17 protein-coding genes, 3 rRNA genes and 2 riboswitches are annotated in these 25,329 nt (G+C 69.6%); of the genes, 16 read left to right on the top strand and 4 right to left on the bottom strand.

Annotated features, from left to right (window positions below):
- The first annotated feature begins 5 nt into the window (after window positions 1–5).
- Entirely contained in the window at window positions 6–515 is a 510-nt protein-coding gene (locus C0216_RS20415) for an NUDIX domain-containing protein (protein WP_114056676.1), read from the top strand.
- Here C0216_RS20415 and C0216_RS20410 read toward each other — a convergent pair.
- Window positions 506–2,929, bottom strand: coding sequence for a glycoside hydrolase family 31 protein (locus C0216_RS20410; protein WP_114058807.1), 2,424 nt, complete (start codon window positions 2,927–2,929; stop codon window positions 506–508). The genes C0216_RS20415 and C0216_RS20410 overlap by 10 nt on opposite strands.
- Window positions 2,930–3,190: 261 nt before the next feature.
- On the opposite strand from C0216_RS20410, the gene C0216_RS20405 reads away from it, so the two are divergent.
- Together C0216_RS20405 and C0216_RS20400 are read left to right on the top strand one after the other, a co-directional pair.
- Window positions 3,191–5,173, top strand: coding sequence for an acetoacetate--CoA ligase (locus tag C0216_RS20405; RefSeq protein WP_114056675.1), 1,983 nt, complete (start codon window positions 3,191–3,193; stop codon window positions 5,171–5,173).
- 71 nt (window positions 5,174–5,244) lie between these two features.
- On the top strand, window positions 5,245–6,135 hold the full coding sequence (locus C0216_RS20400) for a hypothetical protein (protein WP_174250429.1): 891 nt from the start codon (window positions 5,245–5,247) through the stop codon (window positions 6,133–6,135).
- A gap of 92 nt (window positions 6,136–6,227) precedes the next feature.
- Here the strand turns inward: C0216_RS20400 and ptsP are convergent, their stop codons facing one another.
- Both ptsP and C0216_RS20390 read right to left on the bottom strand, forming a co-directional pair.
- The gene (gene ptsP, locus C0216_RS20395; RefSeq protein WP_114056674.1) at window positions 6,228–7,898 is read right to left on the bottom strand and encodes a phosphoenolpyruvate--protein phosphotransferase; all 1,671 of its coding nucleotides are present in this window, start codon (window positions 7,896–7,898) and stop codon (window positions 6,228–6,230) included.
- Window positions 7,899–7,988: 90 nt separating this feature from the next.
- Window positions 7,989–8,438 carry a PTS sugar transporter subunit IIA gene (locus C0216_RS20390; protein WP_114056673.1) on the bottom strand — a complete coding sequence of 150 codons (450 nt, stop codon included), beginning with the start codon at window positions 8,436–8,438 and terminating at the stop codon, window positions 7,989–7,991.
- Window positions 8,439–9,180: 742 nt separating this feature from the next.
- Between C0216_RS20390 and C0216_RS20385 the strand changes: the two genes are divergently transcribed.
- The 13 genes from C0216_RS20385 (at window position 9,181) to C0216_RS20325 (ending at window position 24,580) form a co-directional block, all read left to right on the top strand.
- Window positions 9,181–10,706 (top strand): 16S ribosomal RNA (locus C0216_RS20385).
- Window positions 10,707–10,990: 284 nt separating this feature from the next.
- Window positions 10,991–14,106 (top strand): 23S ribosomal RNA (locus C0216_RS20380).
- A gap of 74 nt (window positions 14,107–14,180) precedes the next feature.
- A 5S ribosomal RNA gene (rrf, locus tag C0216_RS20375) occupies window positions 14,181–14,297 on the top strand.
- The 16S, 23S and 5S rRNA genes sit together here, the layout of an rRNA operon.
- Before the next feature lie 127 nt (window positions 14,298–14,424).
- The gene (locus tag C0216_RS20370; protein ID WP_114056672.1) at window positions 14,425–15,015 is read left to right on the top strand and encodes a CDP-alcohol phosphatidyltransferase family protein; all 591 of its coding nucleotides are present in this window, start codon (window positions 14,425–14,427) and stop codon (window positions 15,013–15,015) included.
- Between the two features lie 96 nt (window positions 15,016–15,111).
- Window positions 15,112–17,607, top strand: coding sequence for a mannose-1-phosphate guanyltransferase (locus tag C0216_RS20365; protein WP_114056671.1), 2,496 nt, complete (start codon window positions 15,112–15,114; stop codon window positions 17,605–17,607).
- Window positions 17,608–17,727: 120 nt separating this feature from the next.
- Window positions 17,728–18,639, top strand: coding sequence for a DUF881 domain-containing protein (locus C0216_RS20360; protein ID WP_114056670.1), 912 nt, complete (start codon window positions 17,728–17,730; stop codon window positions 18,637–18,639).
- Window positions 18,636–18,968, top strand: a complete 333-nt coding sequence (locus tag C0216_RS20355) for a small basic family protein (RefSeq protein ID WP_114056669.1) — start codon at window positions 18,636–18,638, stop codon at window positions 18,966–18,968. Before C0216_RS20360 ends, C0216_RS20355 begins: the two co-directional genes overlap by 4 nt.
- A gap of 5 nt (window positions 18,969–18,973) precedes the next feature.
- Complete coding sequence (locus C0216_RS20350) at window positions 18,974–19,861, top strand: DUF881 domain-containing protein (protein ID WP_114056668.1); 888 nt, start codon at window positions 18,974–18,976, stop codon at window positions 19,859–19,861.
- An 81-nt stretch (window positions 19,862–19,942) separates the two neighbouring features.
- Window positions 19,943–20,884, top strand: a complete 942-nt coding sequence (locus C0216_RS34635; RefSeq protein WP_246042852.1) for an FHA domain-containing protein — start codon at window positions 19,943–19,945, stop codon at window positions 20,882–20,884.
- Window positions 20,885–20,958: 74 nt separating this feature from the next.
- Window positions 20,959–21,711 carry a MerR family transcriptional regulator gene (locus tag C0216_RS20340; RefSeq protein ID WP_114056666.1) on the top strand — a complete coding sequence of 251 codons (753 nt, stop codon included), beginning with the start codon at window positions 20,959–20,961 and terminating at the stop codon, window positions 21,709–21,711.
- A gap of 51 nt (window positions 21,712–21,762) precedes the next feature.
- Window positions 21,763–22,236: a bifunctional nuclease family protein gene (locus tag C0216_RS20335; protein ID WP_114056665.1), complete on the top strand. Its 474-nt coding sequence runs from the start codon at window positions 21,763–21,765 to the stop codon at window positions 22,234–22,236.
- A gap of 176 nt (window positions 22,237–22,412) precedes the next feature.
- A complete protein-coding gene (locus C0216_RS20330) occupies window positions 22,413–23,051 on the top strand; it encodes a MerR family transcriptional regulator (protein ID WP_114056664.1) in 639 nt (212 codons plus the stop codon).
- 53 nt (window positions 23,052–23,104) lie between these two features.
- On the top strand, window positions 23,105–24,580 hold the full coding sequence (locus C0216_RS20325) for a DNA polymerase IV (RefSeq protein WP_114056663.1): 1,476 nt from the start codon (window positions 23,105–23,107) through the stop codon (window positions 24,578–24,580).
- A 3-nt stretch (window positions 24,581–24,583) separates the two neighbouring features.
- On the opposite strand, the gene C0216_RS20320 is transcribed toward C0216_RS20325, so the two are convergent.
- Complete coding sequence (locus C0216_RS20320) at window positions 24,584–24,964, bottom strand: PRC-barrel domain-containing protein (RefSeq protein WP_114058805.1); 381 nt, start codon at window positions 24,962–24,964, stop codon at window positions 24,584–24,586.
- A 114-nt stretch (window positions 24,965–25,078) separates the two neighbouring features.
- A riboswitch (glycine riboswitch) is annotated at window positions 25,079–25,176 on the top strand.
- Window positions 25,177–25,312: riboswitch (glycine riboswitch) on the top strand. It abuts the riboswitch before it with no gap.
- Window positions 25,313–25,329: the final 17 nt, after the last annotated feature.

Here is a 25,329-nt window from a genome sequence, read left to right as displayed (position 1 = left end):
ACCGCATGCCGGCACACCTGAGGGACTCGCACTGCTCCACCTGCGGAACGCTGTTCGACAGCGACGCCTGGCCCCGCACCTGCACCGCCTGCGGCGCCGTCGCCTACCGCAACCCCCTCCCGGTGGCCGTCGCACTGCTCCCCGCGGAGGACGAGGCGGGCACCGGCCTCGTCGTGATCACCCGCACCATCGAGCCGGCCCTCGGCGGCATCGCCCTCCCCGGCGGCTTCATGGACTTCGGCGAGGACTGGCGCGAAGCGGTCGTCCGCGAACTGCGCGAGGAGACCGGCATCCACGCCCCCGCCGCCGACGTCGCCCTCGCCGACGCCATGAGCTCCCCGGGAGGCCACCTGCTCCTCTTCGGCCTGCTCCCGCCCCGCCCCCTGGCCACCCTCCCCCCGTCGACCCCGACGGACGAGACCACCGGCTGGCACATCCTGCGCACTCCGGCGGAACTGGCCTTCCCCCTGCACACCCGGGCCGCCGCGGCCTGGTTCGCCGGCCGCTACGCCTGACCGGGCCCCACCCCAGCCGGACGCACCGCATCCGCGCCCCGCACCACCGCGTCCTCCACCCGGGCCCCCGCCGCGTCCTCCACGACGACCTCGCCGCCCGACCACCGCACCGCGTACCGCTCCACCACCCCCGGCTCGAACCCCGGCCCCGGCTCCCGGACCACGACCCCGCCCCCGCCCCGCCCGGGCGCCGGAGCCCACGCCTCCGGCACCACCCCGCCGCCGGCCTCCGCACCCGCACCCGCCGCACGCACCGCCAGCACGGCACCCGCCCGCGCCAGCACCGGAATCCGCCCCGCCGGCGCGTCCAGCAGCACCCGCCCGGGCCCCTCGTACGCCGCCCCGGTCGCGGTGTCGTACCAGCGGCCACGCGGCAGCCGGACCCCCCGCCGCTCCACCCCCGGCTCCAGGACCGGCGCGACAAGCAGCCCGTCCCCCAACAGGAACGCGTCCTCGCAGTCCCGCAGCGCCCGGTCGCCCGGATCCCCCCACCACAGCGGCCGCACGTACGGGGCGCCGGTCCGGCGCGCCAGGTGCGCCAGCGTCACGAAGTACGGCCGCAGCCGCTCCCGCTCCGCCAGCACCGCGGCCGCGTGCCGCTCCACCTCAGGCCCGAACTCCCACGGCTCCCGGCGCCCCGCCCACAGCGCCGAGTGCGTCCGGAACAGCGGCAGGTATGCGCCGAGCTGCAGCCACCGCAGGTACAGCTCGGGCGACGGCGAGCCCCCGAACCCGCCCACGTCCGGCCCCGAGTACGGGACACCGCACAGCCCGAGCCCCAGCACCAGCGACAGCGAGGCCCGCAGCCCCTCCCACCCGGTCGCGACGTCCCCCGACCAGGTGCCCCCGTACCGCTGCATACCCGCCCACCCCGACCGCGAGAACAGGAACGGCCGCTCGCCCGGCCGCAGCCGCACCAGGCCCTCCCAGCCGGCCCGGGCCATGCCGAGGGCGTACACGTTGTGCGCGGCCCGGTGGTCGCCGCCCTCCCCGTCCAGCGCGTGCCGCGCCGACCGCGGCAGGGTGGTCTCCCCGAACGGCGCGAACGACACCGGCTCGTTCATGTCGTGCCACACCCCCGAGAAGCCCTGCGCGAGCCGCTCCGCGTACAGCCCGCCCCACCACGCGCGCACCTCCGGACACGTGAAATCCGGATAGGCGCACCGCCCCGGCCACACCTCGCCCTGGACCTCCCGCCCCGCCGCGTCCCGTACGAACGCCCCCTGCGCGCCGACCTCCCGCCCCGCGGCGTGCACCGCGTCGCCCACCTTCACCGCGGGGTCGACGATCGACACGAGCCGCACCCCGGCGCCGTCCAACTCCCGGGCGAGCCCCGGCAGGTCGGGGAACCGCTCCCGGTCCACGGTGAACACCCGGTGCCCGTCGTAGTGGTCGATGTCCAGGTGCACCGCCGACAGCGGCAGCCCGCGCGACCGGTACCCGGCCACCACGCGCCGCACCTCGTCCGCGCTTCCGAACCCCCACCGCGCGTGCTGGTACCCCAGCGCCCACGCGGGCGGGACCGCCGGAGCGCCGGTCAGCGCCGCCCAGCCCCGCAGCACCCGCGCCGGGGTGCCCGCCAGCACCCAGCAGCGCAGCGGGCCGCCGTCCATGCGCAGCTCACTCGTACCGGGGCGGTCCGGGCCCGACCCCGCACCCTCCTCGCCCTCGCGCAGCAGCACCCGCCCGTCCCAGGTGCTGTCGTGGAACACCAGGTGCGTGCCCGCGTCCGCGACGACCAGCTGCACGGGCATCGTGATGTACAGCGGGTCGTCACCCGGGCCGAAGGCGCCGCCCGGGTCGGTGTTCCACAGCCGGTACGCACCGTCCCGCAGCCGCGGCCCGCCGGCCCGCCCGCCGAGCCCGAAGAACCGCGCGTCGGCGGCCACCTCCGCCCGCACCATCCACCGCCCGCCGGCACGCGCCCCTGCCCCGGCTCCCGGCCCGCCCGGGTGCGGCTCCCACCAGCGCGGCGGCAGCTCCCGCCGCAGCACCGCCCCGCCCGGAGTGCGCACCTCCACCGCCCCGTACCGCGACACCCCGACGGTCACCCGCTGCGACACCACCCGCCAGCCGCCCCCGGTGTCCGGCTCCAGCACCGCCCGCGGGTCCGGCTCCGGCCCGCCCCCCGGAACGGCGTACGAAGGCCCAGCCGAAGCCCCGTCCCAGCTCCAGAACACCGCCCCGCCCACCGTCACCCGCACCAGCAGCTCGGACCGGGCGAACCGGAGCAGCCCGCCGCCCGGCGCGGGCTCCGTCCCCGCCAGCAGCCCCGGCACCCGCGCCCGCTCCGGCCCGCGCCGCGGCAGCCCCGCCGCGTCCGCACGCCGGTTCCGCAGCGCCGACCGCCAGGCCCGCCTCCCGCCCTCCGTACCGAACCCCTTCAGCGCACGCACCAGATCCCGACCGTCCATGCCGCCCACACTGCCACCGGGACCCGTCCGCACGGGGGACGTTCAGACACCGTTCACCTGCCCCGACCCGCGCCCACGCCCCGGGCACCCCTGGTGCGGAGGTGGATCACATGGCATCGTCCCTGTGTGCCACCGCGAGCCCACCCCGCCCGCGACGGCACGGAACGACCAGCACCGATCCACCCACCTGCGCACCTGCACGCCGACACCGCGGCACACCGTGCACACCACGCGCGGGCCGCACTGACCGGGAGCCGACCCATGACCTCGCCCACCCAGCCGGAACCCCTCTGGACCCCGGGGCCCGACCGGATCGCCGCGGCCCGCATCACCGCCTTCCAGGCGTGGGCGGCCGAGCGGCACGGAGCTCCCGCGGACGGCGGCTACCCGGCACTGCACCGCTGGTCCGTCGAGGAACTCGACACCTTCTGGCAGGCCGTCGCCGAATGGTTCGACGTCCGCTTCACCACCCCCGCCGAGCAGGTCCTCGCCGACCGCTCGATGCCCGGCGCCCGCTGGTTCCCCGGCGCCACCCTCAACTACGCCGAGCACGCGCTGCGCGCCGGCGAGGACCCGGCCCGTGCCGGCGACGCCGCGCTCCTCCACGTCGACGAGACCCACGAGCCCGTCCCCGTCACCTGGTCCGAGCTCCGCGGCCGCGTCGGCGCACTCGCCGCCGAGCTGCGCGCCCTCGGCGTACGCCCCGGCGACCGCGTCAGCGGCTACCTCCCCAACATCCCCGAGGCCGTCGTCGCCCTCCTCGCGACCGCCGCCGTCGGCGGCGTCTGGACCTCCTGCGCCCCCGACTTCGGCGCCCGCAGTGTCCTCGACCGCTTCCAGCAGGTCGAGCCCGTCGTCCTGTTCACCGTCGACGGCTACCGCTACGGCGGCAAGCAGCACGACCGCAGCGACACCGTGGCCGAACTCCGCGCCGAGCTCCCCTCCCTGCGCGCCGTCGTCCACATCCCGCTGCTCGGCACGCCCGCCCCCGAAGGGACCCTCGCCTGGTCGGACCTGGTCTCCACCCCGGCCGAGCCGGTCTTCGAGCCCGTCCCCTTCGACCACCCGCTGTGGGTCCTCTACTCCTCGGGTACGACGGGCCTGCCCAAGGCGATCGTCCAGTCGCAGGGCGGCATCCTCCTGGAGCACCTCAAGCAGCTCGGCCTGCACTGCGACCTCGGCCCCGAGGACCGCTTCTTCTGGTACACCTCCACCGGCTGGATGATGTGGAACTTCCTCGTCTCCGGCCTGCTGACCGGCACCACCGTCGTCCTGTACGACGGCAGCCCCGGCTATCCGGACACCGGCGCCCAGTGGCGGATCGCCGAGCGCACCCGGGCCACCCTGTACGGCACGTCCGCCGCGTACGTGATGGCCTGCCGCAAAGCCGGGGTCCACCCGTCCCGCGACTTCGACCTCTCCGCCGTCAAGTGCGTCGCGACGACTGGCTCCCCGCTGCCGCCCGACGGCTTCCGCTGGCTCCACGACGAGGTCGCCGAGGACCTGTGGATCGCCTCCGTCAGCGGCGGCACGGACGTGTGCAGCTGCTTCGCCGGCGCCGTCCCCACCCTCCCCGTCCACATCGGCGAGCTCCAGGCCGCCTGCCTCGGCACCGACCTGCAGTCCTGGGACCCGTCCGGCAAGCCGCTCACCGGCGAGGTCGGCGAGCTCGTCGTCACCAACCCCATGCCGTCGATGCCGGTCCGCTTCTGGAACGACCCGGACGGGAGCCGCTACCGCGACAGCTACTTCGAGACCTACCCCGGCGTGTGGCGCCACGGCGACTGGATCACGATCACCGACCACGGCTCCGTCGTGATCCACGGCCGCTCCGACTCCACCCTCAACCGGCAGGGCGTCCGCATGGGCTCCGCGGACATCTACGAGGCCGTCGAACGCCTTCCGGAGATCAGGGAATCGCTCGTCATCGGCCTGGAGGAGCCGAACGGCGGCTACTGGATGCCGCTGTTCGTCCACCTCGCCCCCGGCACCACCCTGGACGAGGACCTCAAGGGCCGCATCAAGGCCACGATCCGCGAGGAGCTCTCCCCGCGGCACGTGCCCGACGAGATCATCGAGGTGCCGGCCATCCCCCACACCCTGACCGGCAAGCGCATCGAGGTCCCCGTCAAGCGGCTGCTCCAGGGCACGCCCCTGGAGAAGGCCGTCAACCCCGGCTCCGTGGACAACCTCGAACTCCTCCGCTTCTACCAGGAGCTGGCCCGCACCCGCACCGGCTCCTGAGGCACCGGACGGGCGTTGTCAGTGGCTCTGATTACTCTGAGTGAGCATTTGTTCGCACACCAGGGGGAGCCATGCCAGACACACGGAAGACGACGACGCTGCGCCGCGAGGTACCCGGCACGATCGGCCTGCTCGCCGACCCCCGGGACTTCGCGGCCATGCGCCGCTACCGCAGCTTCGCCTTCGACGACCACCGCGACTACCTGCGGCACGTCGACGACCTGCTGAAATCCCTCGCCGCACAGGGCATCCACACCACGGTCGCCCTCTTCGACCCCGAGCAGTACGCCGCCTTCTGCGCCGAACAGGGCCTCGACCCCGACACGGCCGCCTCCCGCACCCGCTTCACCGCCGAACTCGCCGGCACCGGACCCGGACTCCCGTACACGGGGCTGCCCGTCGCCGACATGGTGCCGCTCCTGGTCGACGAGGCCGCCCGGCAGGCCACCTGGGAGTACGCGGCCGCCATCCTCGCCCGCGCCGGAACCTGCGCCGACTGCGGCCAGGACATCGGCCGGTCCGCGTTCGAGCGGGCGGCCACGGCGGTCACCCGCCTCGTCGCAGGGGCCGGCACCGGACACCACCACGCCGTGTGCAGCATCCCCAGCGGCGAGCGACAGCTCGTCGCCGTCCTGCACGCCCGCACGGCAGGACCACCGGGCCCGGCCGACCTGCCGGGCTTCGATCCGGACGGTCGCGAGGCCCTCGACTTCGTCACCGTCCTGGCCGCCGGGATGGCCCTGGGCGGAGCCGGAGGCCTCGTCCTGCGCACCACCGCCGACGGGGGCGGCGACCGGGTCCACGGATGGCGCCTGGAAGGGGGCGGCCTCGTCCCGCTGTCCGCGGCCGCCGTCTTCAACGCCTACTGCACCGACCCCGACACCGGCGACCCGGTCGCTCCCGAACACGGCGTCGACTACCGGCCCGGGTTCGAGGTGGACGACCCGCCCCCGCACCACTGAGCAGTCCCGCCGGGCGCCCGCAGAAGCCGAGGGACCCCCGCCACGACTGGCGGGGGCCCCTCGACCGACCAAGCTCTGATTCCCTGCGGCGCCTACTCGCCGGACAGCACCGCCTGCGCGGCCGTCCGCGCCTCCTCGGCACTGTCCGCGGCACGCGCGGCCGCCGCGGCACGCGCGCACTGGGCGAGCGTGTACTTGGCGAGCGTCGCCCGCACGTACGGGATCGACGCCGCACCCATCGACAGGGAGGTCACGCCCAGACCCGTCAGCACACAGGCCAGCAGCGGATCCGACGCGGCCTCGCCGCACACGCCGCAGCTCTTGCCCTCGGCCCGCGCCGCCTCCGCCGACAGCGCGACCAGGTCGAGCAGTGCCGGCTGCCACGGGTCCTGCAGCCGGGACACCGCACCCACCTGCCGGTCCGCGGCGAACGTGTACTGGGCCAGGTCGTTCGTGCCCAGCGACAGGAACTCGACCTCCTGGAGGATCGAGCGCGCCCGCAGTGCCGCGGAGGGGATCTCCACCATCGCCCCGAACTTCGCCTGGAGCCCGGCGGCCCGGCAGGCGTCCGCGAACGCCTTCGCGTCGGCCCGGTCGGCGACCATCGGAGCCATGACCTCCAGGTGCACCGGCAGGCCCTCGGCCGCCTTCGCCAGCGCGGTCAGCTGGGTCCGGAGCACCTCCGGGTGGTCCAGCAGGGTGCGCAGGCCCCGCACGCCCAGCGCCGGGTTCGGCTCGTCGGACGGCGTCAGGAAGTCCAGCGGCTTGTCCGCGCCCGCGTCCAGCACGCGCACCACGACCCGGCCCTCGGGGAACGCCTCCAGGACCTTGCGGTAGGAGTCGACCTGCTTCTCCTCCGACGGCGCCTTCTTGCTGTCGTCGAGGAAGAGGAACTCGGTGCGGAACAGGCCGACGCCCTCGGCCCCGGCCTCCACCGCGGCGGGCACGTCCGCCGGACCGCCGACGTTGGCCAGCAGCGGCACCCGGTGCCCGTCGGAGGTCGCCCCCGGACCGGAGGAGGCGGCCAGGGCCGCCTTCCGCTCGGCGGCAGCGGTCTCCAGCTCGGCCTTCTTCGCACTGCTCGGGTCGACGAAGACCTCGCCGGTCGAGCCGTCCACCGCGATGACGGTGCCCTCGGCGATCTCGCCTGCCCCAGGCAGCGCGACCACGGCCGGCACGCCGAGCGCCCGCGCGAGGATCGCGCTGTGGCTGGTCGGCCCGCCCTCCTCGGTGACGAAGCCGAGGACGAGCGCCGGGTCGAGCAGCGCGGTGTCCGCGGGAGCCAGGTCCCGCGCGATCAGCACGTACGGCTCGTTGCTGTCCGGCACACCCGGCATCGGCACACCGAGCAGGCGCGCCACGATCCTGTTGCGGACGTCGTCCAGGTCCGCCACACGTCCGGCCATGTACTCGCCGGCCCCGGCGAGCAGGTCCCGGTAGGCGGCGAACGCGTCGTACACACCGCGTTCGGCGGTGCTGCCGACGGCGATCCGCCGGTCGACGTCCGCCATCAGCTCGGGGTCCTCCGCGATCATGGCCTGGGCTTCCAGCACGTGCTGGGCCTCGCCACCGGCCAGCTGGCCGCGCGCGACCAGGTCGGCCGCAACCGCACTGACGGCCTTGCGTGCGCGCCCCTGTTCGCGCTCCGCCTCGTCCGCCGTGATCTGCCGGGCCGGCGGCTCCAGGACCGCCGTGCCCATGTGCCGCACCTCGCCGATGGCCACGCCGTGGCTCACGCCGACGCCTCGCAGCGTTGTCTCCATTTCACCCGTCTCCGATTGAGCGGCGGCCCCGGCCGCCGCGGTGGATGTCCGACTCGCCCGTGCCGGGCGGACGCGTCCCTGCCGGTCGGCTCAGTTCCAGCCGAAGAGGGCGTCACCGGTCGCGACGTCGCCGGTCTCGGCGACATCGACGAGGGACTCCGCGGAAGCCTCCAGCGCCACGACGGGGCAGATCGGCGACTTGCCGGCAGCCTCGACGGCCGCCGGGTTCCAGCGGATGAGAGCCTGGCCGCGGCTCACGGTGTCGCCCTTCTCGACGAGCAGCTCGAAGCCCTCGCCGTTGAGCTGGACGGTGTCGATCCCGAGGTGCGTGAGAACGCCGTGCCCCTCGCTGTCGACGACGACGTACGCGTGCGGGTGGAGGGAGACGACCACACCGTCGACGGGGGACACCGCCTCGGAAGCCTCACGCACGGGGTCGATCGCGGTGCCCGGTCCCACCATCGCGCCGGAGAACACCGGATCGGGCACTGCCGCGAGTCCGATGGCGCGCCCGGCAAGAGGGGACGTGACGGTGGTCATGGGGGCCTCCCAGGGGGTGGGGCTTCGTCGCCACGCCGTCACTGACTGTCGTCGACGGCGCACGTTCAGAAGGGTATGTCATGAGATGTCCCGGTTCGCGCGAATCGAACCTCCTGACGGAGGCCGCGGAGCGCGTCCGCCGACACCGTAGTGGACTAGACCATACGCCTGATTCGATTTGCCTGTGAACCACGGGAGCGCTACTGTCGTGACTCCCGCCACGACGGCCCGTGTGAACTCCTCACGAACAGCCGGTGGAGTGGTCGGGAACCAACCACCTCAGAAGCTGATCTCCGACTCCGATCTCAGCTCTCTCGCGCACGCCGTAAGGCGAAGCGGCCGAGTTGCGGAGAACGGGAAAAGCCCTGATATGGTCGGACCCGCCGGAAAGGGAAAGCGCGAAAGCGAAAACCCCGGAAAGCGGAGCGCGAAAGACTCTGATAGAGTCGGAAACGCAGGAAAGAAGAACGAAAGCCCGGAGGGAAGCCCCAGTAAGTGTTACTGCGGGTGAGTACGAAGGAAGCGTCCGTTCCTTGAGAACTCAACAGCGTGCCAAAAATCAACGCCAGAAGTTGATACCCCGTCCACTTCGGTGGATGAGGTTCCTTTGAAAAGACCTTCAGGGTCCGCTTCGGTGGACGCCTGGGGGCAACAAACACAGCGAGGACGCAGTGGTCAGTCGGTCCTATTCCGACATGACTGGCCCGCTCTACGTGTGTGTGCACCGGATGACCGGTAAACATTCATGGAGAGTTTGATCCTGGCTCAGGACGAACGCTGGCGGCGTGCTTAACACATGCAAGTCGAACGATGAACCTCCTTCGGGAGGGGATTAGTGGCGAACGGGTGAGTAACACGTGGGCAATCTGCCCTTCACTCTGGGACAAGCCCTGGAAACGGGGTCTAATACCGGATACGACTGCGGAAGGCATCTTCCGCGGTGGAAAGCTCCGGCGGTGAAGGATGAGCCCGCGGCCTATCAGCTTGTTGGTGGGGTAATGGCCTACCAAGGCGACGACGGGTAGCCGGCCTGAGAGGGCGACCGGCCACACTGGGACTGAGACACGGCCCAGACTCCTACGGGAGGCAGCAGTGGGGAATATTGCACAATGGGCGAAAGCCTGATGCAGCGACGCCGCGTGAGGGATGACGGCCTTCGGGTTGTAAACCTCTTTCAGCAGGGAAGAAGCGAAAGTGACGGTACCTGCAGAAGAAGCGCCGGCTAACTACGTGCCAGCAGCCGCGGTAATACGTAGGGCGCAAGCGTTGTCCGGAATTATTGGGCGTAAAGAGCTCGTAGGCGGCCAGTCACGTCGGATGTGAAAGCCCGAGGCTTAACCTCGGGTCTGCATTCGATACGGGCTGGCTAGAGTGTGGTAGGGGAGATCGGAATTCCTGGTGTAGCGGTGAAATGCGCAGATATCAGGAGGAACACCGGTGGCGAAGGCGGATCTCTGGGCCATTACTGACGCTGAGGAGCGAAAGCGTGGGGAGCGAACAGGATTAGATACCCTGGTAGTCCACGCCGTAAACGTTGGGAACTAGGTGTTGGCGACATTCCACGTCGTCGGTGCCGCAGCTAACGCATTAAGTTCCCCGCCTGGGGAGTACGGCCGCAAGGCTAAAACTCAAAGGAATTGACGGGGGCCCGCACAAGCGGCGGAGCATGTGGCTTAATTCGACGCAACGCGAAGAACCTTACCAAGGCTTGACATATACCGGAAACATCCAGAGATGGGTGCCCCCTTGTGGTCGGTATACAGGTGGTGCATGGCTGTCGTCAGCTCGTGTCGTGAGATGTTGGGTTAAGTCCCGCAACGAGCGCAACCCTTGTCCTGTGTTGCCAGCATGCCCTTCGGGGTGATGGGGACTCACAGGAGACCGCCGGGGTCAACTCGGAGGAAGGTGGGGACGACGTCAAGTCATCATGCCCCTTATGTCTTGGGCTGCACACGTGCTACAATGGCCGGTACAATGAGCTGCGATACCGTGAGGTGGAGCGAATCTCAAAAAGCCGGTCTCAGTTCGGATTGGGGTCTGCAACTCGACCCCATGAAGTCGGAGTCGCTAGTAATCGCAGATCAGCATTGCTGCGGTGAATACGTTCCCGGGCCTTGTACACACCGCCCGTCACGTCACGAAAGTCGGTAACACCCGAAGCCGGTGGCCCAACCCTTGTGGAGGGAGCCGTCGAAGGTGGGACTGGCGATTGGGACGAAGTCGTAACAAGGTAGCCGTACCGGAAGGTGCGGCTGGATCACCTCCTTTCTAAGGAGCACAGTACCGATTGCAGGCAAACGTTCTGCACGGTCAGCTCATGGGTGGAACGTTGATTAGTTGGCGCGAGTGACTCGAAAGGTCTCCCAGTACTGCCCTTGGGCGTGGAAGAGAGAACACGGAGAGCGCTGGCGCTTGGCACGTTGTTGGGTCCTGAAGGCACGGCCGTCTGGCTAGTCTTCAGTGCCGGCCCCAGTGAACTCGCCAGCTTGTCTGGTGGGGTGATGGGTGGCTGGTCGTTGTTTGAGAACTACACAGTGGACGCGAGCATCTGTGGCCAAGTTTTTAAGGGCGCACGGTGGATGCCTTGGCACCAGGAACCGATGAAGGACGTGAGAGGCCGCGATAGGCCCCGGGGAGCTGCCAACTGAGCTTTGATCCGGGGGTGTCCGAATGGGGAAACCCGGCAGTCGTCATGGGCTGTCACCCGCTGCTGAACACATAGGCAGTGTGGAGGGAACGAGGGGAAGTGAAACATCTCAGTACCCTCAGGAAGAGAAAACAACCGTGATTCCGGGAGTAGTGGCGAGCGAAACCGGATGAGGCCAAACCGTATGCGTGTGATACCCGGCAGGGGTTGCGCATGCGGGGTTGTGGGAATGAGCTTTCACAGTCTGCCGGCTGTGAGGCGAGTCAGAAACCGTTGGTGTAGTCGAAGGACATGCGAAAGGTCCGGCGTAGAGGGTAAGACCCCCGTAGACGAAACATCAGCGGCTTGCTTGCTCATCTCCCAAGTAGCACGGGGCCCGAGAAATCCCGTGTGAATCTGGCGGGACCACCCGCTAAGCCTAAATATTCCCTGGTGACCGATAGCGGATAGTACCGTGAGGGAATGGTGAAAAGTACCGCGGGAGCGGAGTGAAATAGTACCTGAAACCGTGTGCCTACAAGCCGTGGGAGCGTCGGGATCTTCGGATCCTCGTGACTGCGTGCCTTTTGAAGAATGAGCCTGCGAGTTAGCGGTGTGTAGCGAGGTTAACCCGTGTGGGGAAGCCGTAGCGAAAGCGAGTCCGAACAGGGCGTTTGAGTTGCACGCTCTAGACCCGAAGCGGAGTGATCTAGCCATGGGCAGGTTGAAGCGGAGGTAAGACTTCGTGGAGGACCGAACCCACCAGGGTTGAAAACCTGGGGGATGACCTGTGGTTAGGGGTGAAAGGCCAATCAAACTCCGTGATAGCTGGTTCTCCCCGAAATGCATTTAGGTGCAGCGTCGTGTGTTTCTTGCCGGAGGTAGAGCACTGGATAGGCGATGGGCCCTACCGGGTTACTGACCTTAGCCAAACTCCGAATGCCGGTAAGTGAGAGCGCGGCAGTGAGACTGTGGGGGATAAGCTCCATGGTCGAGAGGGAAACAGCCCAGAGCATCGACTAAGGCCCCTAAGCGTACGCTAAGTGGGAAAGGATGTGGAGTCGCAGAGACAACCAGGAGGTTGGCTTAGAAGCAGCCACCCTTGAAAGAGTGCGTAATAGCTCACTGGTCAAGTGATTCCGCGCCGACAATGTAGCGGGGCTCAAGCGTACCGCCGAAGTCGTGTCATTGCAGCAATACTCCCAACGGAGGCTGTGATGGGTAGGGGAGCGTCGTGTGCCGGGTGAAGCAGCCGCGGAAGCGAGTTGTGGACGGTTCACGAGTGAGAATGCAGGCATGAGTAGCGATACACACGTGAGAAACGTGTGCGCCGATTGACTAAGGGTTCCTGGGTCAAGCTGATCTGCCCAGGGTAAGTCGGGACCTAAGGCGAGGCCGACAGGCGTAGTCGATGGACAACCGGTTGATATTCCGGTACCCGCTTTGAAACGCCCAATATCGAGGCGAGCGATGCTAAGTCCGTGAAGCCGTCCTGGATCCTTCGGGTGAAGGGAAGTGGTGGAGCCGACGAACCGGACTTGTAGTAGGTAAGCGATGGGGTGACGCAGGAAGGTAGTCCAGCCCGGGCGGTGGTTGTCCCGGGGTAAGGGTGTAGGCCGAGGGGTAGGCAAATCCGTCCCTCATACAAGGTTGAGACCTGATGCCGAGCCGATTGTGGCGAAGTGGATGATCCTATGCTGTCGAGAAAAGCCTCTAGCGAGTTTCATGGCGGCCCGTACCCTAAACCGACTCAGGTGGTCAGGTAGAGAATACCGAGGCGTTCGGGTGAACTATGGTTAAGGAACTCGGCAAAATGCCCCCGTAACTTCGGGAGAAGGGGGGCCATTCCTGGTGATAGGTCTTGCACCTTGAGCTGGGGGTGGCCGCAGAGACCAGCGAGAAGCGACTGTTTACTAAAAACACAGGTCCGTGCGAAGCCGTAAGGCGATGTATACGGACTGACGCCTGCCCGGTGCTGGAACGTTAAGGGGACCGGTTAGCTCCATTTCGGTGGGGCGAAGCTGAGAACTTAAGCGCCAGTAAACGGCGGTGGTAACTATAACCATCCTAAGGTAGCGAAATTCCTTGTCGGGTAAGTTCCGACCTGCACGAATGGCGTAACGACTTCTCGACTGTCTCAACCATAGGCCCGGTGAAATTGCACTACGAGTAAAGATGCTCGTTTCGCGCAGCAGGACGGAAAGACCCCGGGACCTTTACTACAGTTTGATATTGGTGTTCGGTTCGGCTTGTGTAGGATAGGTGGGAGACTGTGAAGCGGCCACGCCAGTGGTTGTGGAGTCGTCGTTGAAATACCACTCTGGTCGTGCTGGATGTCTAACCTCGGTCCGTGATCCGGATCAGGGACAGTGTCTGATGGGTAGTTTAACTGGGGCGGTTGCCTCCCAAAGGGTAACGGAGGCGCCCAAAGGTTCCCTCAGCCTGGTTGGCAATCAGGTGTTGAGTGTAAGTGCACAAGGGAGCTTGACTGTGAGACCGACGGGTCGAGCAGGGACGAAAGTCGGGACTAGTGATCCGGCGGTGGCTTGTGGAAGCGCCGTCGCTCAACGGATAAAAGGTACCCCGGGGATAACAGGCTGATCTTCCCCAAGAGTCCATATCGACGGGATGGTTTGGCACCTCGATGTCGGCTCGTCGCATCCTGGGGCTGGAGTCGGTCCCAAGGGTTGGGCTGTTCGCCCATTAAAGCGGTACGCGAGCTGGGTTTAGAACGTCGTGAGACAGTTCGGTCCCTATCCGCTGTGCGCGTAGGAATATTGAGAAGGGCTGTCCCTAGTACGAGAGGACCGGGACGGACGAACCTCTGGTGTGCCAGTTGTCCTGCCAAGGGCATGGCTGGTTGGCTACGTTCGGGAGGGATAACCGCTGAAAGCATCTAAGCGGGAAGCCTGCTTCAAGATGAGTATTCCCACCTCCTTGAGAGGGTAAGGCTCCCAGTAGACGACTGGGTTGATAGGCCAGATGTGGAAGCCCGGTAACGGGTGGAGCTGACTGGTACTAATAGGCCGAGGGCTTGTCCTCAGTTGCTCGCGTCCACTGTGTTAGTTCTGAAGCAACGAACTCGCCTTGCCGGCTTGAGTTCAACTTCATAGTGTTTCGGTGGTCATAGCGTTAGGGAAACGCCCGGTTACATTCCGAACCCGGAAGCTAAGCCTTTCAGCGCCGATGGTACTGCAGGGGGGACCCTGTGGGAGAGTAGGACGCCGCCGAACAATCATTGTGGGAAAGCCCCGCACCAGCTCTGGTGCGGGGCTTTCCTGCGTTCAGGGGGCAGGGCCGACTCCTGTAGGGTCGGGAGGCATCGTTCGTACGTTCAACGGCAACAGTGGAGGCCCCCGGGTGGAGGTCCAGGAGACTCGGGTTCAGACGGACCGAATTTTCACCATTCCGAACATCCTGAGCATGGCTCGGCTCGCCGGCGTGCCGCTGTTCCTCTGGCTGATCCTCGCCGAGTACGACCTGTGGGCGCTGGTCGTGCTCATGCTGAGCGGGGTCACCGACTACCTCGACGGGAAACTCGCGCGCCGGTGGAATCAGATCAGCAGCCTCGGCCGGCTCCTGGATCCCGCCGCCGACCGCCTGTACATCCTCTCCACGCTCTTCGGACTGACCTATCGGGACATCCTGCCCCTGTGGCTCACCGGGGCCCTGCTGGCCCGCGACCTCATGCTGCTCGTGATGGTCGGCGTCCTGCGCCGACACGGCTATCCGCCGCCGCAGGTCAACTTCCTCGGCAAGGCCGCGACGTTCAACCTCATGTACGCCTTCCCGCTCCTCCTCCTCAGTGACGGCACGGGCTGGTTGGCCTGGATGGGGGCAGTTTTCGGATGGGCGTTCGCCGGATGGGGTACAACCCTCTATTGGTGGGCAGGAATCCTTTACGTGGTGCAGGTCCGCCGGCTCGTCAAGGCGGACACCACGGCCGATTGAACCCTCCCGCGCAGGCGACGCGGACGGTCGCGACGCTGCCGTACGGGACGGACGAGATCGGCTGGAACGTCGTCTCCCGAGGAGGACCCTTCCGACATGAAGGCCGTCGTGATGGCCGGCGGCGAAGGCACACGCCTTCGCCCGATGACCTCGAGCATGCCGAAGCCGCTCCTGCCGGTGGCCAACCGGCCGATCATGGAGCACGTGCTCAGGCTGCTCAAGCGGCATGGGCTGAACGAAACCGTGGTCACCGTCCAGTTCCTGGCGTCGCTCGTCAAGAACTACTTCGGTGACGGCGAAGAGCTCGGAATGGAGCTCACCTATGCCAATGAGGAGAAGCCACTCGGCACCGCCGGCAGCGTGAAAAACGCCGAGGAGGCGCTGAAGGACGACGCATTCCTCGTCATTTCCGGGGACGCCCTCACCGACTTCGACCTCACCGACCTCATCCGCTTCCACAAGGAGAAAGGCGCACTCGTCACGGTGTGCCTGACCCGGGTTCCCAACCCCCTCGAATTCGGCATCACCATCGTCGACGAGGAAGGAAAGGTCGAGCGCTTCCTGGAGAAGCCGACCTGGGGACAGGTGTTCTCCGACACCGTCAACACCGGTATCTACGTCATGGAGCCGGAGGTCTTCGACTACGTCGAGGCCGACGTCCCCGTCGACTGGTCCGGCGACGTCTTCCCGCAGCTGATGAAGGAAGGCCGGCCCATCTACGGCTACGTCGCCGAGGGGTACTGGGAGGACGTCGGCACCCACGAGAGCTACGTCAAGGCCCAGGCCGACGTCCTCGAAGGCAAGGTCCAGATCGACATGGACGGCTTCGAGATCTCGCCCGGCGTGTGGATCGCCGAAGGAGCCGAAGTCAGCCCCGACGCGGTCCTCCGCGGCCCGCTCTACATCGGCGACTACGCCAAGGTCGAAGCCGGGGCCGAGATCCGCGAGCACACGGTCGTCGGATCCAACGTCGTCGTCAAGAGCGGCGCCTTCCTGCACAAGGCCGTCGTCCACGACAACGTCTACATCGGCCCCCACAGCAACCTGCGCGGCTGCGTCGTCGGCAAGAACACCGACATCATGCGGGCAGCCCGCATCGAAGACGGCGCCGTCATCGGCGACGAATGTCTTGTCGGCGAGGAATCCATCGTCCAGGGCAACGTCCGCGTCTACCCCTTCAAGACGATCGAAGCCGGCGCCTTCGTCAACACGTCCGTCATCTGGGAGTCCCGCGGCCAGGCCCACCTCTTCGGCGCCCGCGGCGTCACCGGCATCCTCAACGTCGAGATCACCCCCGAACTCGTCGTCCGCCTCGCCGGCGCGTACGCCACGACCCTGAAGAAGGGCGCGATCGTCACCACCGCCCGTGACCACTCGCGCGGCGCCCGCGCGCTCAAACGGGCAGTGATCTCCGCACTCCAGGCCAGCGCCATCGACGTCCGCGACCTGGAGAACGTGCCCCTGCCCGTCGCCCGCCAGCAGACCGCCCGCGGCAGCGCCGGCGGCATCATGCTGCGGACCTCGCCCGGCGTCCCCGACTCCGTCGACATCATGTTCCTCGACGAGCGCGGCGCCGACCTCTCCCAGGCCCAGCAGCGCAAACTCGACCGGGTCTTCGCCCGCCAGGAATACCGGCGCGCCTTCCCCGGCGAAATCGGCGACCTCCAGTTCCCCTCCAGCATCTTCGACTCCTACACCGGATCCCTGCTGCGGCGCGTCGACACCACCGGCATCGCCGACTCCGGGCTCAAGGTCGTCGTCGACGCCTCCAACGGCAGCGCCGGCCTCGTCCTGCCCAGCCTGCTGGGCAGGCTCGAAGTGGACGCCCTCACCATCAACCCCGGCCTCGACGAATCCCGGCCCACGGAAACCGCCGAATCCCGCAGGGCCGGCCTCGTCCGGCTCGGCGAGATCGTCGCCTCCGCCCGCGCCGCGTTCGGCGTCCGGTTCGACCCCGTCGGCGAGCGGATCTCCCTCGTCGACGAACGCGGCCGGATCATTGAGGACGACCGGGCCCTGCTCGTCCTCCTCGACCTCGTCGCCGCCGAGAAGCGCAGCGGCAAGGTGGCGCTGCCCGTCACCACCACGCGCATCGCCGAACAGGTCGCCGCCTACCACGGCACCCAGGTCGAATGGACGACCACCTCGCCCGACGACCTCACCCGCGTCGGCCGAGCCGAGAACACGATCTTCGGCGGGGACGGCCGCGGCGGGTACATCGTCCCGGAGTTCAGCAGCGTCTTCGACGGATCGGCCGCGTTCGTGCAGCTCATCGGACTGGTCGCACGGACGCAGCTCACCCTGAGCCAGATCGACGCGCGGATACCGCGAGCCCACGTCCTCAAGCGCGACGTGCCGACCCCCTGGGCCGTCAAGGGGCTCGTCATGCGGCGCGTCGTCGAGGCGGCCGGAGACCGCCAGGTGGACACCACCGACGGCGTGCGGGTCGTCGAGGCCGACGGCCGGTGGGCGCTCGTCCTGCCCGACCCGGCCGAAGCCGTCACGCACCTGTGGGCGGAAGGCCCCGACGACGCCTCCGCCCAGGCCCTGCTCGACGAATGGGCGGACGTGGTCGACGGCGCCGGACGCTGACAGGACCCTCCGGACCGGACCACCGGCCAGGCCCGCCGCAGCGGCACCGCCGCCGCGGCGGGCCCGGCCGCGCGTCCACCCGTCGGGCACATTCGGTACCGGCGGCGCCGACGTGCGACGATGAGCGGCATGTCGCAGCCGCCTCCCCACCGCGGACCGGCGCCGGTACCGCCCGCGCGCCCGGACGCGTCCATGTCGCTGCTGACGCACGTGATGGACCACAGCCTCGACGAGGGCTACGCGGAGGCGGCGGCCCGGCGCCGGGCGGATGGCACCGCCGGCCTGCCCCGCAGCGTCAAGGCCAAGCTGGTGCTCGCCACCGGCATCGTGCTCACCGCCGCCGTCATCACGCTCGGCGCGGCCCGCACCCAGATGTCCGCGCCCGTCCTCGCCAAGGAGCGCCAGGAGCTCATCGACCGCGTCCACCGCGCCGACGACCGGGCCGACGGCCTGGAACGCGACATCGAGCGGCTGCGGGGCGACGTCGCGGGACGGCAGCGCGAGGCGCTCAAGCAGCACGGCGGCGACCAGGGCCAGCGGACGGCGCTGCTCTCCGGCGCCACCGAAGTCCACGGACCCGGACTCAAGCTCACCGTCGACGACGCCAAGGGGTCCTCCTCCGCGGCCGGCGGCAAGCCGCGCGAGAACAGCGGGTTCTCCGACACCGGCCGACTGCGGGACCGCGACATGCAGCGGATCGTGAACGGCCTGTGGCAGGCCGGAGCCGAAGCCGTCTCCATCAACGGGCAGCGGCTGACCGCCCTGTCGGCGATCCGCGCGGCCGGCGACGCGATACTGGTCGACAACCGGCCGCTGGTCCCGCCGTACGAGGTGCTGGCGGTGGGCGACAAGAAGCGGCTCCCGGCCGCGTTCCAGGACTCCGTGGACGGCCAGTACCTGCGCGTGCTCCAGGAGAGCTACGGCATCCGGTACACGCTGTCCCCCGCGGACGAGGTACGGCTGCCCGCCGCGTCCAGCCTGACCGTACGGACAGCCACAGCAGCAGAAGAGCCGAAGAAGGGTGCATCGTGATCGCGGTACTGGGCCTGCTGGCCGGAGTGGTGGTCGGACTGCTGGTCCGGCCCGAAGTGCCGGCCGTCGTCGAGCCTTATCTGCCGATCGCCGTCGTCGCGGCGCTCGACGCGGTGTTCGGCGGCCTCCGCGCGATGCTGGACGGCATCTTCGACGACAAGGTCTTCGTCGTGTCGTTCCTGTCGAACGTGGTCGTCGCCGCGCTCATCGTCTTCCTCGGCGACAAGCTGGGCGTCGGCTCGCAGCTGTCCACGGGCGTGGTCGTCGTCCTCGGCATCCGCATCTTCTCCAACGCCGCGGCCATCCGCCGCCACGTGTTCCGGGCGTGAGGCCGATGAGCACCGGCGACACCCCTCCCGAAGAGCCGAAGGCCCCCCTGCCGCCGAAGCAGGCCGGGCCGGCCCCGCAGCCCCGTGACACCTCCGCCGTCCCCCCGAACGCGCCCGGGCAGCCCGAGGCCCCCGCGCAGCCGGCCGCGGCCGCGCGGTCCGGCAGCGGCGACGGAACGGGCCGGCAGCGGCTCGCGGCCGGGCTGTGGCCGCCGCGGTTCAGCCGGGCCCAACTGATCGTCGCCCTGCTGCTGTTCGTCCTCGGCCTCGGACTGGCCATCCAGGTGCGCTCCAACAGCGACTCCGGTGCCCTGCGCGGCGCCCGGCAGGAGGACCTCGTCCGGATCCTCGACGAGCTCGACGGGCGGACCCAGCGCCTGGAGGACGAGAAGCAGCAGCTGGAGGACCAGCGGCGCGAGCTCGAGAACAGCTCCAACCAGGCCGAGGAGGCGCGTCGGCAGACGGTGGAGAAGGAGCGCCAACTGGGCATCCTGGCCGGTACGGTGGCGGCACAGGGCCCCGGGATCACCCTGCGGATCACCGACCCGAAGGGCCAGGTGCAGTCCGACCAGCTGCTGGACACCCTTCAGGAGCTGCGGGCCGCCGGCGCCGAGGCGATCCAGATCAACGGGGTGCGGGTCGTCGCGGGCTCGTACTTCTCGGACGAGGGCGGGGGGATCGCCATCGACGGTAGGAAGATCGCACAACCCTACGAGTTCAAGGTCATCGGCAAGCCCCAGGACCTGGAACCGGCGCTCAACATCCCGGGCGGGGTCGTGCAGACGCTGGAAAAGGAACAAGCCACCGTGGCCGTCACACGGTCGGCGAAGATCGTTGTGGATGCCTTGCGGGCTGCGAAGCAGCCTGACTACGCTCGGTCGTCATCGTCGTGACGCAGGACGGGGGGCCGACGGCTCACGCGGGCTGCCGCCTGCGGGGGGTCGGCGCACCGAAGTCGTGGTGCGTGGTGGAAACTGTCTGGTGGTTGCGGACGTTGTGAGGATGTCCGGGTCGGCAGGTGTGTGCATTCGGAGTTCGTCCTGCCCCACGGGCGGGTCTGTTTCGTTCAAGGGGAATCGCCCGTGAAGTTGTTTGAGAAGTTGTTCGGAAAGAAGAACCGCGAGGAAGACGGTGCGGCGCAGCACCGCGCGGGCCAGGGGGAAGCGCAGGCGCCGGCGGACCGGCCGCTCTTCCGTGACGAGGTCGCGGGCGCCGGCGACGTTCCGGGCGCGCCCGGCGCGTCGTCTGTTGACCCTGCCGGTACCGCCCGCATAGGTTTCGGTGACGCATCAACCTCGAGTACGGGTGGAGGGTTTGCTCCCGACCCGTACGCCACCAACGCCTCCGCGGGGCAGCCGCGGCACGAGGAGCCGTCCATGTCGGCCGAGCAGGTCTGCAGCAGGTGCGGGCACCGCAGCGATGCGGCCAGCCGGTTCTGCTCCAACTGCGGGGCGCCGCTGCGGGCGGGTCTGACGCCGGAGCGCGCCTCGGAGACCACGTCCACCATCTCGATCTCGGGCCTCGAGGCCTACGAGGCCGAGGTGTCCGGACAACAGCACGTGTCGTCGCTGTCCCCCGAGGCCCAGGCCGCGGTGGAAGCACTGCCCCCGGGTTCCGCGCTGCTGATCGTGCGGCGGGGCCCCAACTCCGGGAGCCGCTTCCTGCTGGACGGCGAGCTGACCACGGCGGGCCGGCACCCGCAGAGCGACATCTTCCTGGACGACGTCACGGTCTCCCGGCGGCATGTCGAGTTCCGCAGGAGCCAGGACGGCGGTTTCACCGTCGCCGACGTCGGCAGCCTGAACGGCACGTACGTCAACCGCGAGCCCATCGACTCGGTGCCGCTGCACAACGGCGACGAGGTCCAGATCGGCAAGTACCGGCTGGTCTTCTACGCGAGCCTGCGGGGCGCCTGACACCCCCTGGCGCCGTCCGGGACCGGCACCCGCCGCCCCCGGACGGCGCTCCGGGGATCCCCAGGGAAGGTTCCATGCTGCGCACTCCGACAGGCGGTGCCCCGAACGGCTCCGCAGCCCAGGCCGACCGGCTCGTGAGCATCGGCGCGGTGATCGCGATGCTGCGGGACGAGTTCCCCGAAGTCACCATCTCCAAGATCCGCTTCCTGGAGGCGGAGGGGCTCGTCGAGCCCCGGCGCACCCCTTCCGGATACCGCAAGTTCAGCACCGCGGACGTGGAGCGGCTGGCCCGCATCCTGCGGCTCCAGCGCGACCACTACCTGCCGCTGAAGGTCATCCGCGAGCAGCTGGACGCGATCGACCGCGGGGACCAGATCCGCATCCCCGCACCCACGGCCCACGGGGAGTCCGCCGGCACCGCCCCGCCGCCGGCCGCCGCCGGCGGAGAGCCGGCGGCGCCCGCCCGGGTGGGGCGGGCCGAGCTCATCGCCGCCGTCGAGGCGGACGAGGAGCAGCTGGCCGCCTGGGAGGCGTACGGGCTGCTCGCCGAGGGTCCCGGGGGCGGCTTCGACCAGGATGCGCTCACGGTGGCCCGCCTGCTCGCCGACCTCGGGCGGTTCGGGCTGGAGCCGAGGCACCTGCGGGCGATGAAGGCCGCCGCGGACCGGGAGGCGGGCCTGGTGGAGCAGGTCGTGGCACCGCTGCGCCGACACCGCAACCCGCAGACCCGGGCGCACGCGGAGGCCACCGTGAAGGAGCTGGCGGGGCTGTCCGTACGGCTCCACGAGGCCCTGGTGCAGAGCGCCCTCGGGGTGCGGCTGCACTGACCGGACGGGCCCGACTACCCAAACCTGCCGGGCAGGTCCTAGGGTTGCTGTGTGAACGAGCTCGACGTTGTGGGTGTCCGGGTGGAAATGCCCTCGAACCAACCGATCGTGCTCCTGCGTGAAGTGGGAGGCGACCGGTACCTCCCCATCTGGATCGGACCGGGGGAGGCGACCGCGATCGCCTTCGCGCAGCAGGGGATGGCCCCCGCCCGTCCGCTGACGCACGACCTGTTCAAGGACGTGCTGGAGGCGCTCGGTGAGGAGCTCACCGAGGTCCGGATCACGGATCTGCGGGAGGGCGTCTTCTACGCGGAGCTGGTCTTCGCCAGCGGGGTCGAGGTCAGCGCACGCCCGTCCGACGCGATAGCGCTGGCCCTGCGGACCGGTACGCCGATCTTCGGCAGCGACGGCGTGCTGGACGACGCCGGAATCGCCATTCCGGACGAGCAGGAGGACGAGGTGGAGAAGTTCCGCGAGTTCCTCGACCAGATCTCCCCGGAGGACTTCGGCACGGGGCCGCACTGACAGCCGGTTCCGGGAATCCGGGAGTCGGCAGCCCATCCGGCCATTCGTTCCCGGCTTCGGGGCACGGGAAACCACTCTCAGGGTGATTATCACTCGGCGTGCCGAGTGTGGCGATCGTTGACGCACCCCGGGCGACTGCCTACCTTCGAGGGGGCAGGCAAGGACGGAGGGTCGGCGTGAGGATCACGGGCGACGGTACGACCGGGGGCATCCCCGCACGGAGTGACGGTGGGCCGTACCCGCTCCACGGCAGTGCGGCGGGCTCCGCTCGCCGTCAGCCGGAGACCACGCCGGGCACCGCGCCCGCGGCGCCTCCGGCGGCCGAGGTCGTCGGCTACCGCGGTCCGACCGCCTGCGCGGCGGCCGGGATCACCTACCGGCAGCTCGACTACTGGGCCCGCACCGGGCTGGTGGAGCCGACGGTGCGGCCCGCGTACGGGTCCGGGACGCAGCGGCTGTACAGCTTCCGCGACGTCGTCGTCCTCAAGATCGTCAAGCGGTTCCTCGACACGGGCGTGGCCCTGCAGAACATCCGCAACGCCGTGCAGCACCTGCGGGAGCGCGGCTTCTCCGACCTGGAGCGCGTGACGCTCATGAGCGACGGCGCCAGCGTCTACGAGTGCACCTCGCCCGAACAGGTCGTCAGCCTGCTCCAGGGCGGCCGGGGCGTCTTCGGCATCGCCGTGGGCGTCGTCTGGCACGACGTGGAGAAGGCCCTGTCCCAGCTGCACGGAGAGCGGGTCGACACCGGCGAGACCGTCGTCGGCCACAACCCCGCGGACGAGCTGGCCGCGCGCCGCAACCGGGCGGGCTGACCGGCCGCACGCCGGCCGCCGCCTTGTCAGAGGCATAGGGCAGCATCGGGGCCGTGAGATCCGCGCCGACCATCCTGCACCTGGACATGGACGCCTTCTACGCCTCCGTGGAGCAGGCGTCGAAGCCCAGCCTGCGCGGGAAGGCCGTGATCGTCGGCGGGCTGGGCCCCCGCGGGGTCGTCGCCACCGCCTCGTACGAGGCGCGCCGTTTCGGCGTCCACTCGGCCATGCCGACGGCGCAGGCCAGGCGGCTGTGCCCGAACGGCGCCTACCTGGTGCCCCGCTTCAGCCTGTACCGGGCGGTCAGCGACACCGTCATGGGGCTGCTGCGGGAGTTGTCGCCGCTGGTGGAGCCGCTCAGCCTGGACGAGGCCTTCGTCGACCTGGAGGCGGGCGGCACCGCCTGGGACGCCGCGTCCGCGCGGGCGGCGGGGGAGCGGCTGCGCGCGGACATCGCGGCCGCGACGGGCCTCAGCGGGTCGGTGGGGCTGGCCGGCTCCAAGATGCTGGCGAAGGTGGCCTCGGAGGAGGCCAAGCCGGACGGGCTGCTGCTGATCGAGCCGGGGACCGAGCGCGCGCTGCTCGCGCCGATGCCGGTGCGCACGCTGCCGGGGGTCGGCCCGGCCACGGGGGAGCACCTGCGGCGGGCCGGGATCACCACGGTGGGGGAGCTGGCGGAGGCCGGCGAGGACGAGCTCGTGCGGCTGGTGGGGCGCGCGCACGGGGTCGGCCTGTACCGGATGGCCCTGGGGCTGGACGACAGGCCCGTGGTGGCCGAGCGCGATGCGAAGTCGGTCTCCGTCGAGGACACCTTCGACGTCGACCTGCACGACCGGGTCCGGATCCGTACGGAGGTGCAGCGTCTCGCCGACCGGTGCGTCGGGCGGCTGCGCGCCTCCGGGCACTCGGGGCGGACGATCGTGCTGAAGGTGCGCCGCTACGACTTCTCGACGCTGACGCGCTCCGAGACGCTGCGGGGGCCCACCGACGACCCGGCCGTGGTGCGGGAGGCCGCGGCGCGCCTGCTGGAGGGGGTGGACACCACCGGCGGGGTGCGGCTGCTGGGCGTCGGGGTCAGCGGGCTGGCGGACTACACCCAGGAGGACCTCTTCGCGCAGTCCCTCGCCGGTGCTGCGGCCGGGACGCAGCACCGAGAGGCCGGCTCCGGCGCGCAGGGGGCCGTACAGTCCCCGCCGGACGGTGAGGGAGCCGCAGGGGCGGAGGAGGCCCCAGGGGCCCCCGGGGGCAGCGGGGCGGACGGGGCGGCCGAGCCTGCGCGCGAGCGGCACTGGCCGGCCGGCAGCGACGTCTCGCACGCCGTGTACGGGCCGGGGTGGGTGCAGGGCAGCGGCGTCGGCCGCGTGACCGTCCGCTTCGAGCGCCCGGGGTCCCCGCCCGGCCGGGTCCGCACCTTCCGCGTCGACGACCCGGACCTGGCCCCCGCCGGCCCGCTGCCCCTAGTGGGGCACGGCGAGGCCCCCTCCGCGGAGTCCGCCGAGGGGGCCGGAGCGGGGCCGGGCGCGCTGTGAGGGCTACTCCTCGTCCCGGTCGCCGGAGGCCAGGTGGCCGAAATCACGCCGGGAGGCGATCTCCGACGGCAGGGTCACGTCCAGGCCGTAGTGGTGGTACAGCTGGAGCTCCTGCTCGGGGGAGAGGTGCCGGCCCACGCCGAAGTCGGGGGCGTTCCGGATCAGGGAGCGCTCGAAGGGCACCCGGAGGGCGTCGCCGACCAGCTCACTCGGTTCCAGGGGGACGAAAGCATCCCGGCTGAACAAACCGGTCCGGACGGCCGCCCACTCGGGGACGCCCGTCGCGTCGTCGAGGTAGACCTCGTCGACGGTGCCGATCTTCGCACCGTTGCGGTCGAACGCCTTGCGGCCGATCAGGCTGCGCGGGTCGATGTCGGTCTGCACGGTCACCTCCACGAGGTCGCAACTCTCCGCTATGACCAACAAAAGGGCATTTCCGGGCGGGGGGCCACTCGAGGGAGGCCCGGGAAGCGCGCTGGTAGGCTGGGTATCGGCTGACGACCCTGTGCGGGAGAGTCCTCCACCGAGCTCGACGGAGGCGCCGAAGGAGCAAATCCTCCCCGGAATCTCTCAGGCATACGTACCGCACGGACGAGGCCACTCTGGAAAGCAGGAGCGGGTCCCGGGCGCGTGCCGGTTCCCCCTCCTCACCGACGGTGAAAGCCGGATCCCCGCGGAGCAGTCCGCAGGGGCCCGGTGAAGCTCTCAGGTTGAGATGACAGAGGGGGAGGCCGTCCGGGCGCCCGCGC

This window comes from Streptomyces globosus (assembly GCF_003325375.1).
In the GTDB taxonomy this organism is placed as follows: Bacteria; Actinomycetota; Actinomycetes; order Streptomycetales; family Streptomycetaceae; genus Streptomyces; species Streptomyces globosus_A.
The sequence above is the reverse complement of the archived record's forward strand: the minus strand, read 5'-3'. Positions and strand labels throughout refer to the sequence as shown.

Coding starts and splice junctions, on each gene's coding strand:
- C0216_RS20415 (WP_114056676.1), top strand. CDS start 6: ATGCCGGCACACCTGAGGGACTCGCACTGCTCCACCTGCGGAACGCTG.
- C0216_RS20410 (WP_114058807.1), bottom strand. CDS start 2,929: ATGGACGGTCGGGATCTGGTGCGTGCGCTGAAGGGGTTCGGTACGGAG.
- C0216_RS20405 (WP_114056675.1), top strand. CDS start 3,191: ATGACCTCGCCCACCCAGCCGGAACCCCTCTGGACCCCGGGGCCCGAC.
- C0216_RS20400 (WP_174250429.1), top strand. CDS start 5,245: ATGCCAGACACACGGAAGACGACGACGCTGCGCCGCGAGGTACCCGGC.
- ptsP (WP_114056674.1), bottom strand. CDS start 7,898: ATGGAGACAACGCTGCGAGGCGTCGGCGTGAGCCACGGCGTGGCCATC.
- C0216_RS20390 (WP_114056673.1), bottom strand. CDS start 8,438: ATGACCACCGTCACGTCCCCTCTTGCCGGGCGCGCCATCGGACTCGCG.
- C0216_RS20365 (WP_114056671.1), top strand. CDS start 15,112: ATGAAGGCCGTCGTGATGGCCGGCGGCGAAGGCACACGCCTTCGCCCG.
- C0216_RS20360 (WP_114056670.1), top strand. CDS start 17,728: ATGAGCGGCATGTCGCAGCCGCCTCCCCACCGCGGACCGGCGCCGGTA.
- C0216_RS20350 (WP_114056668.1), top strand. CDS start 18,974: ATGAGCACCGGCGACACCCCTCCCGAAGAGCCGAAGGCCCCCCTGCCG.
- C0216_RS20340 (WP_114056666.1), top strand. CDS start 20,959: ATGCTGCGCACTCCGACAGGCGGTGCCCCGAACGGCTCCGCAGCCCAG.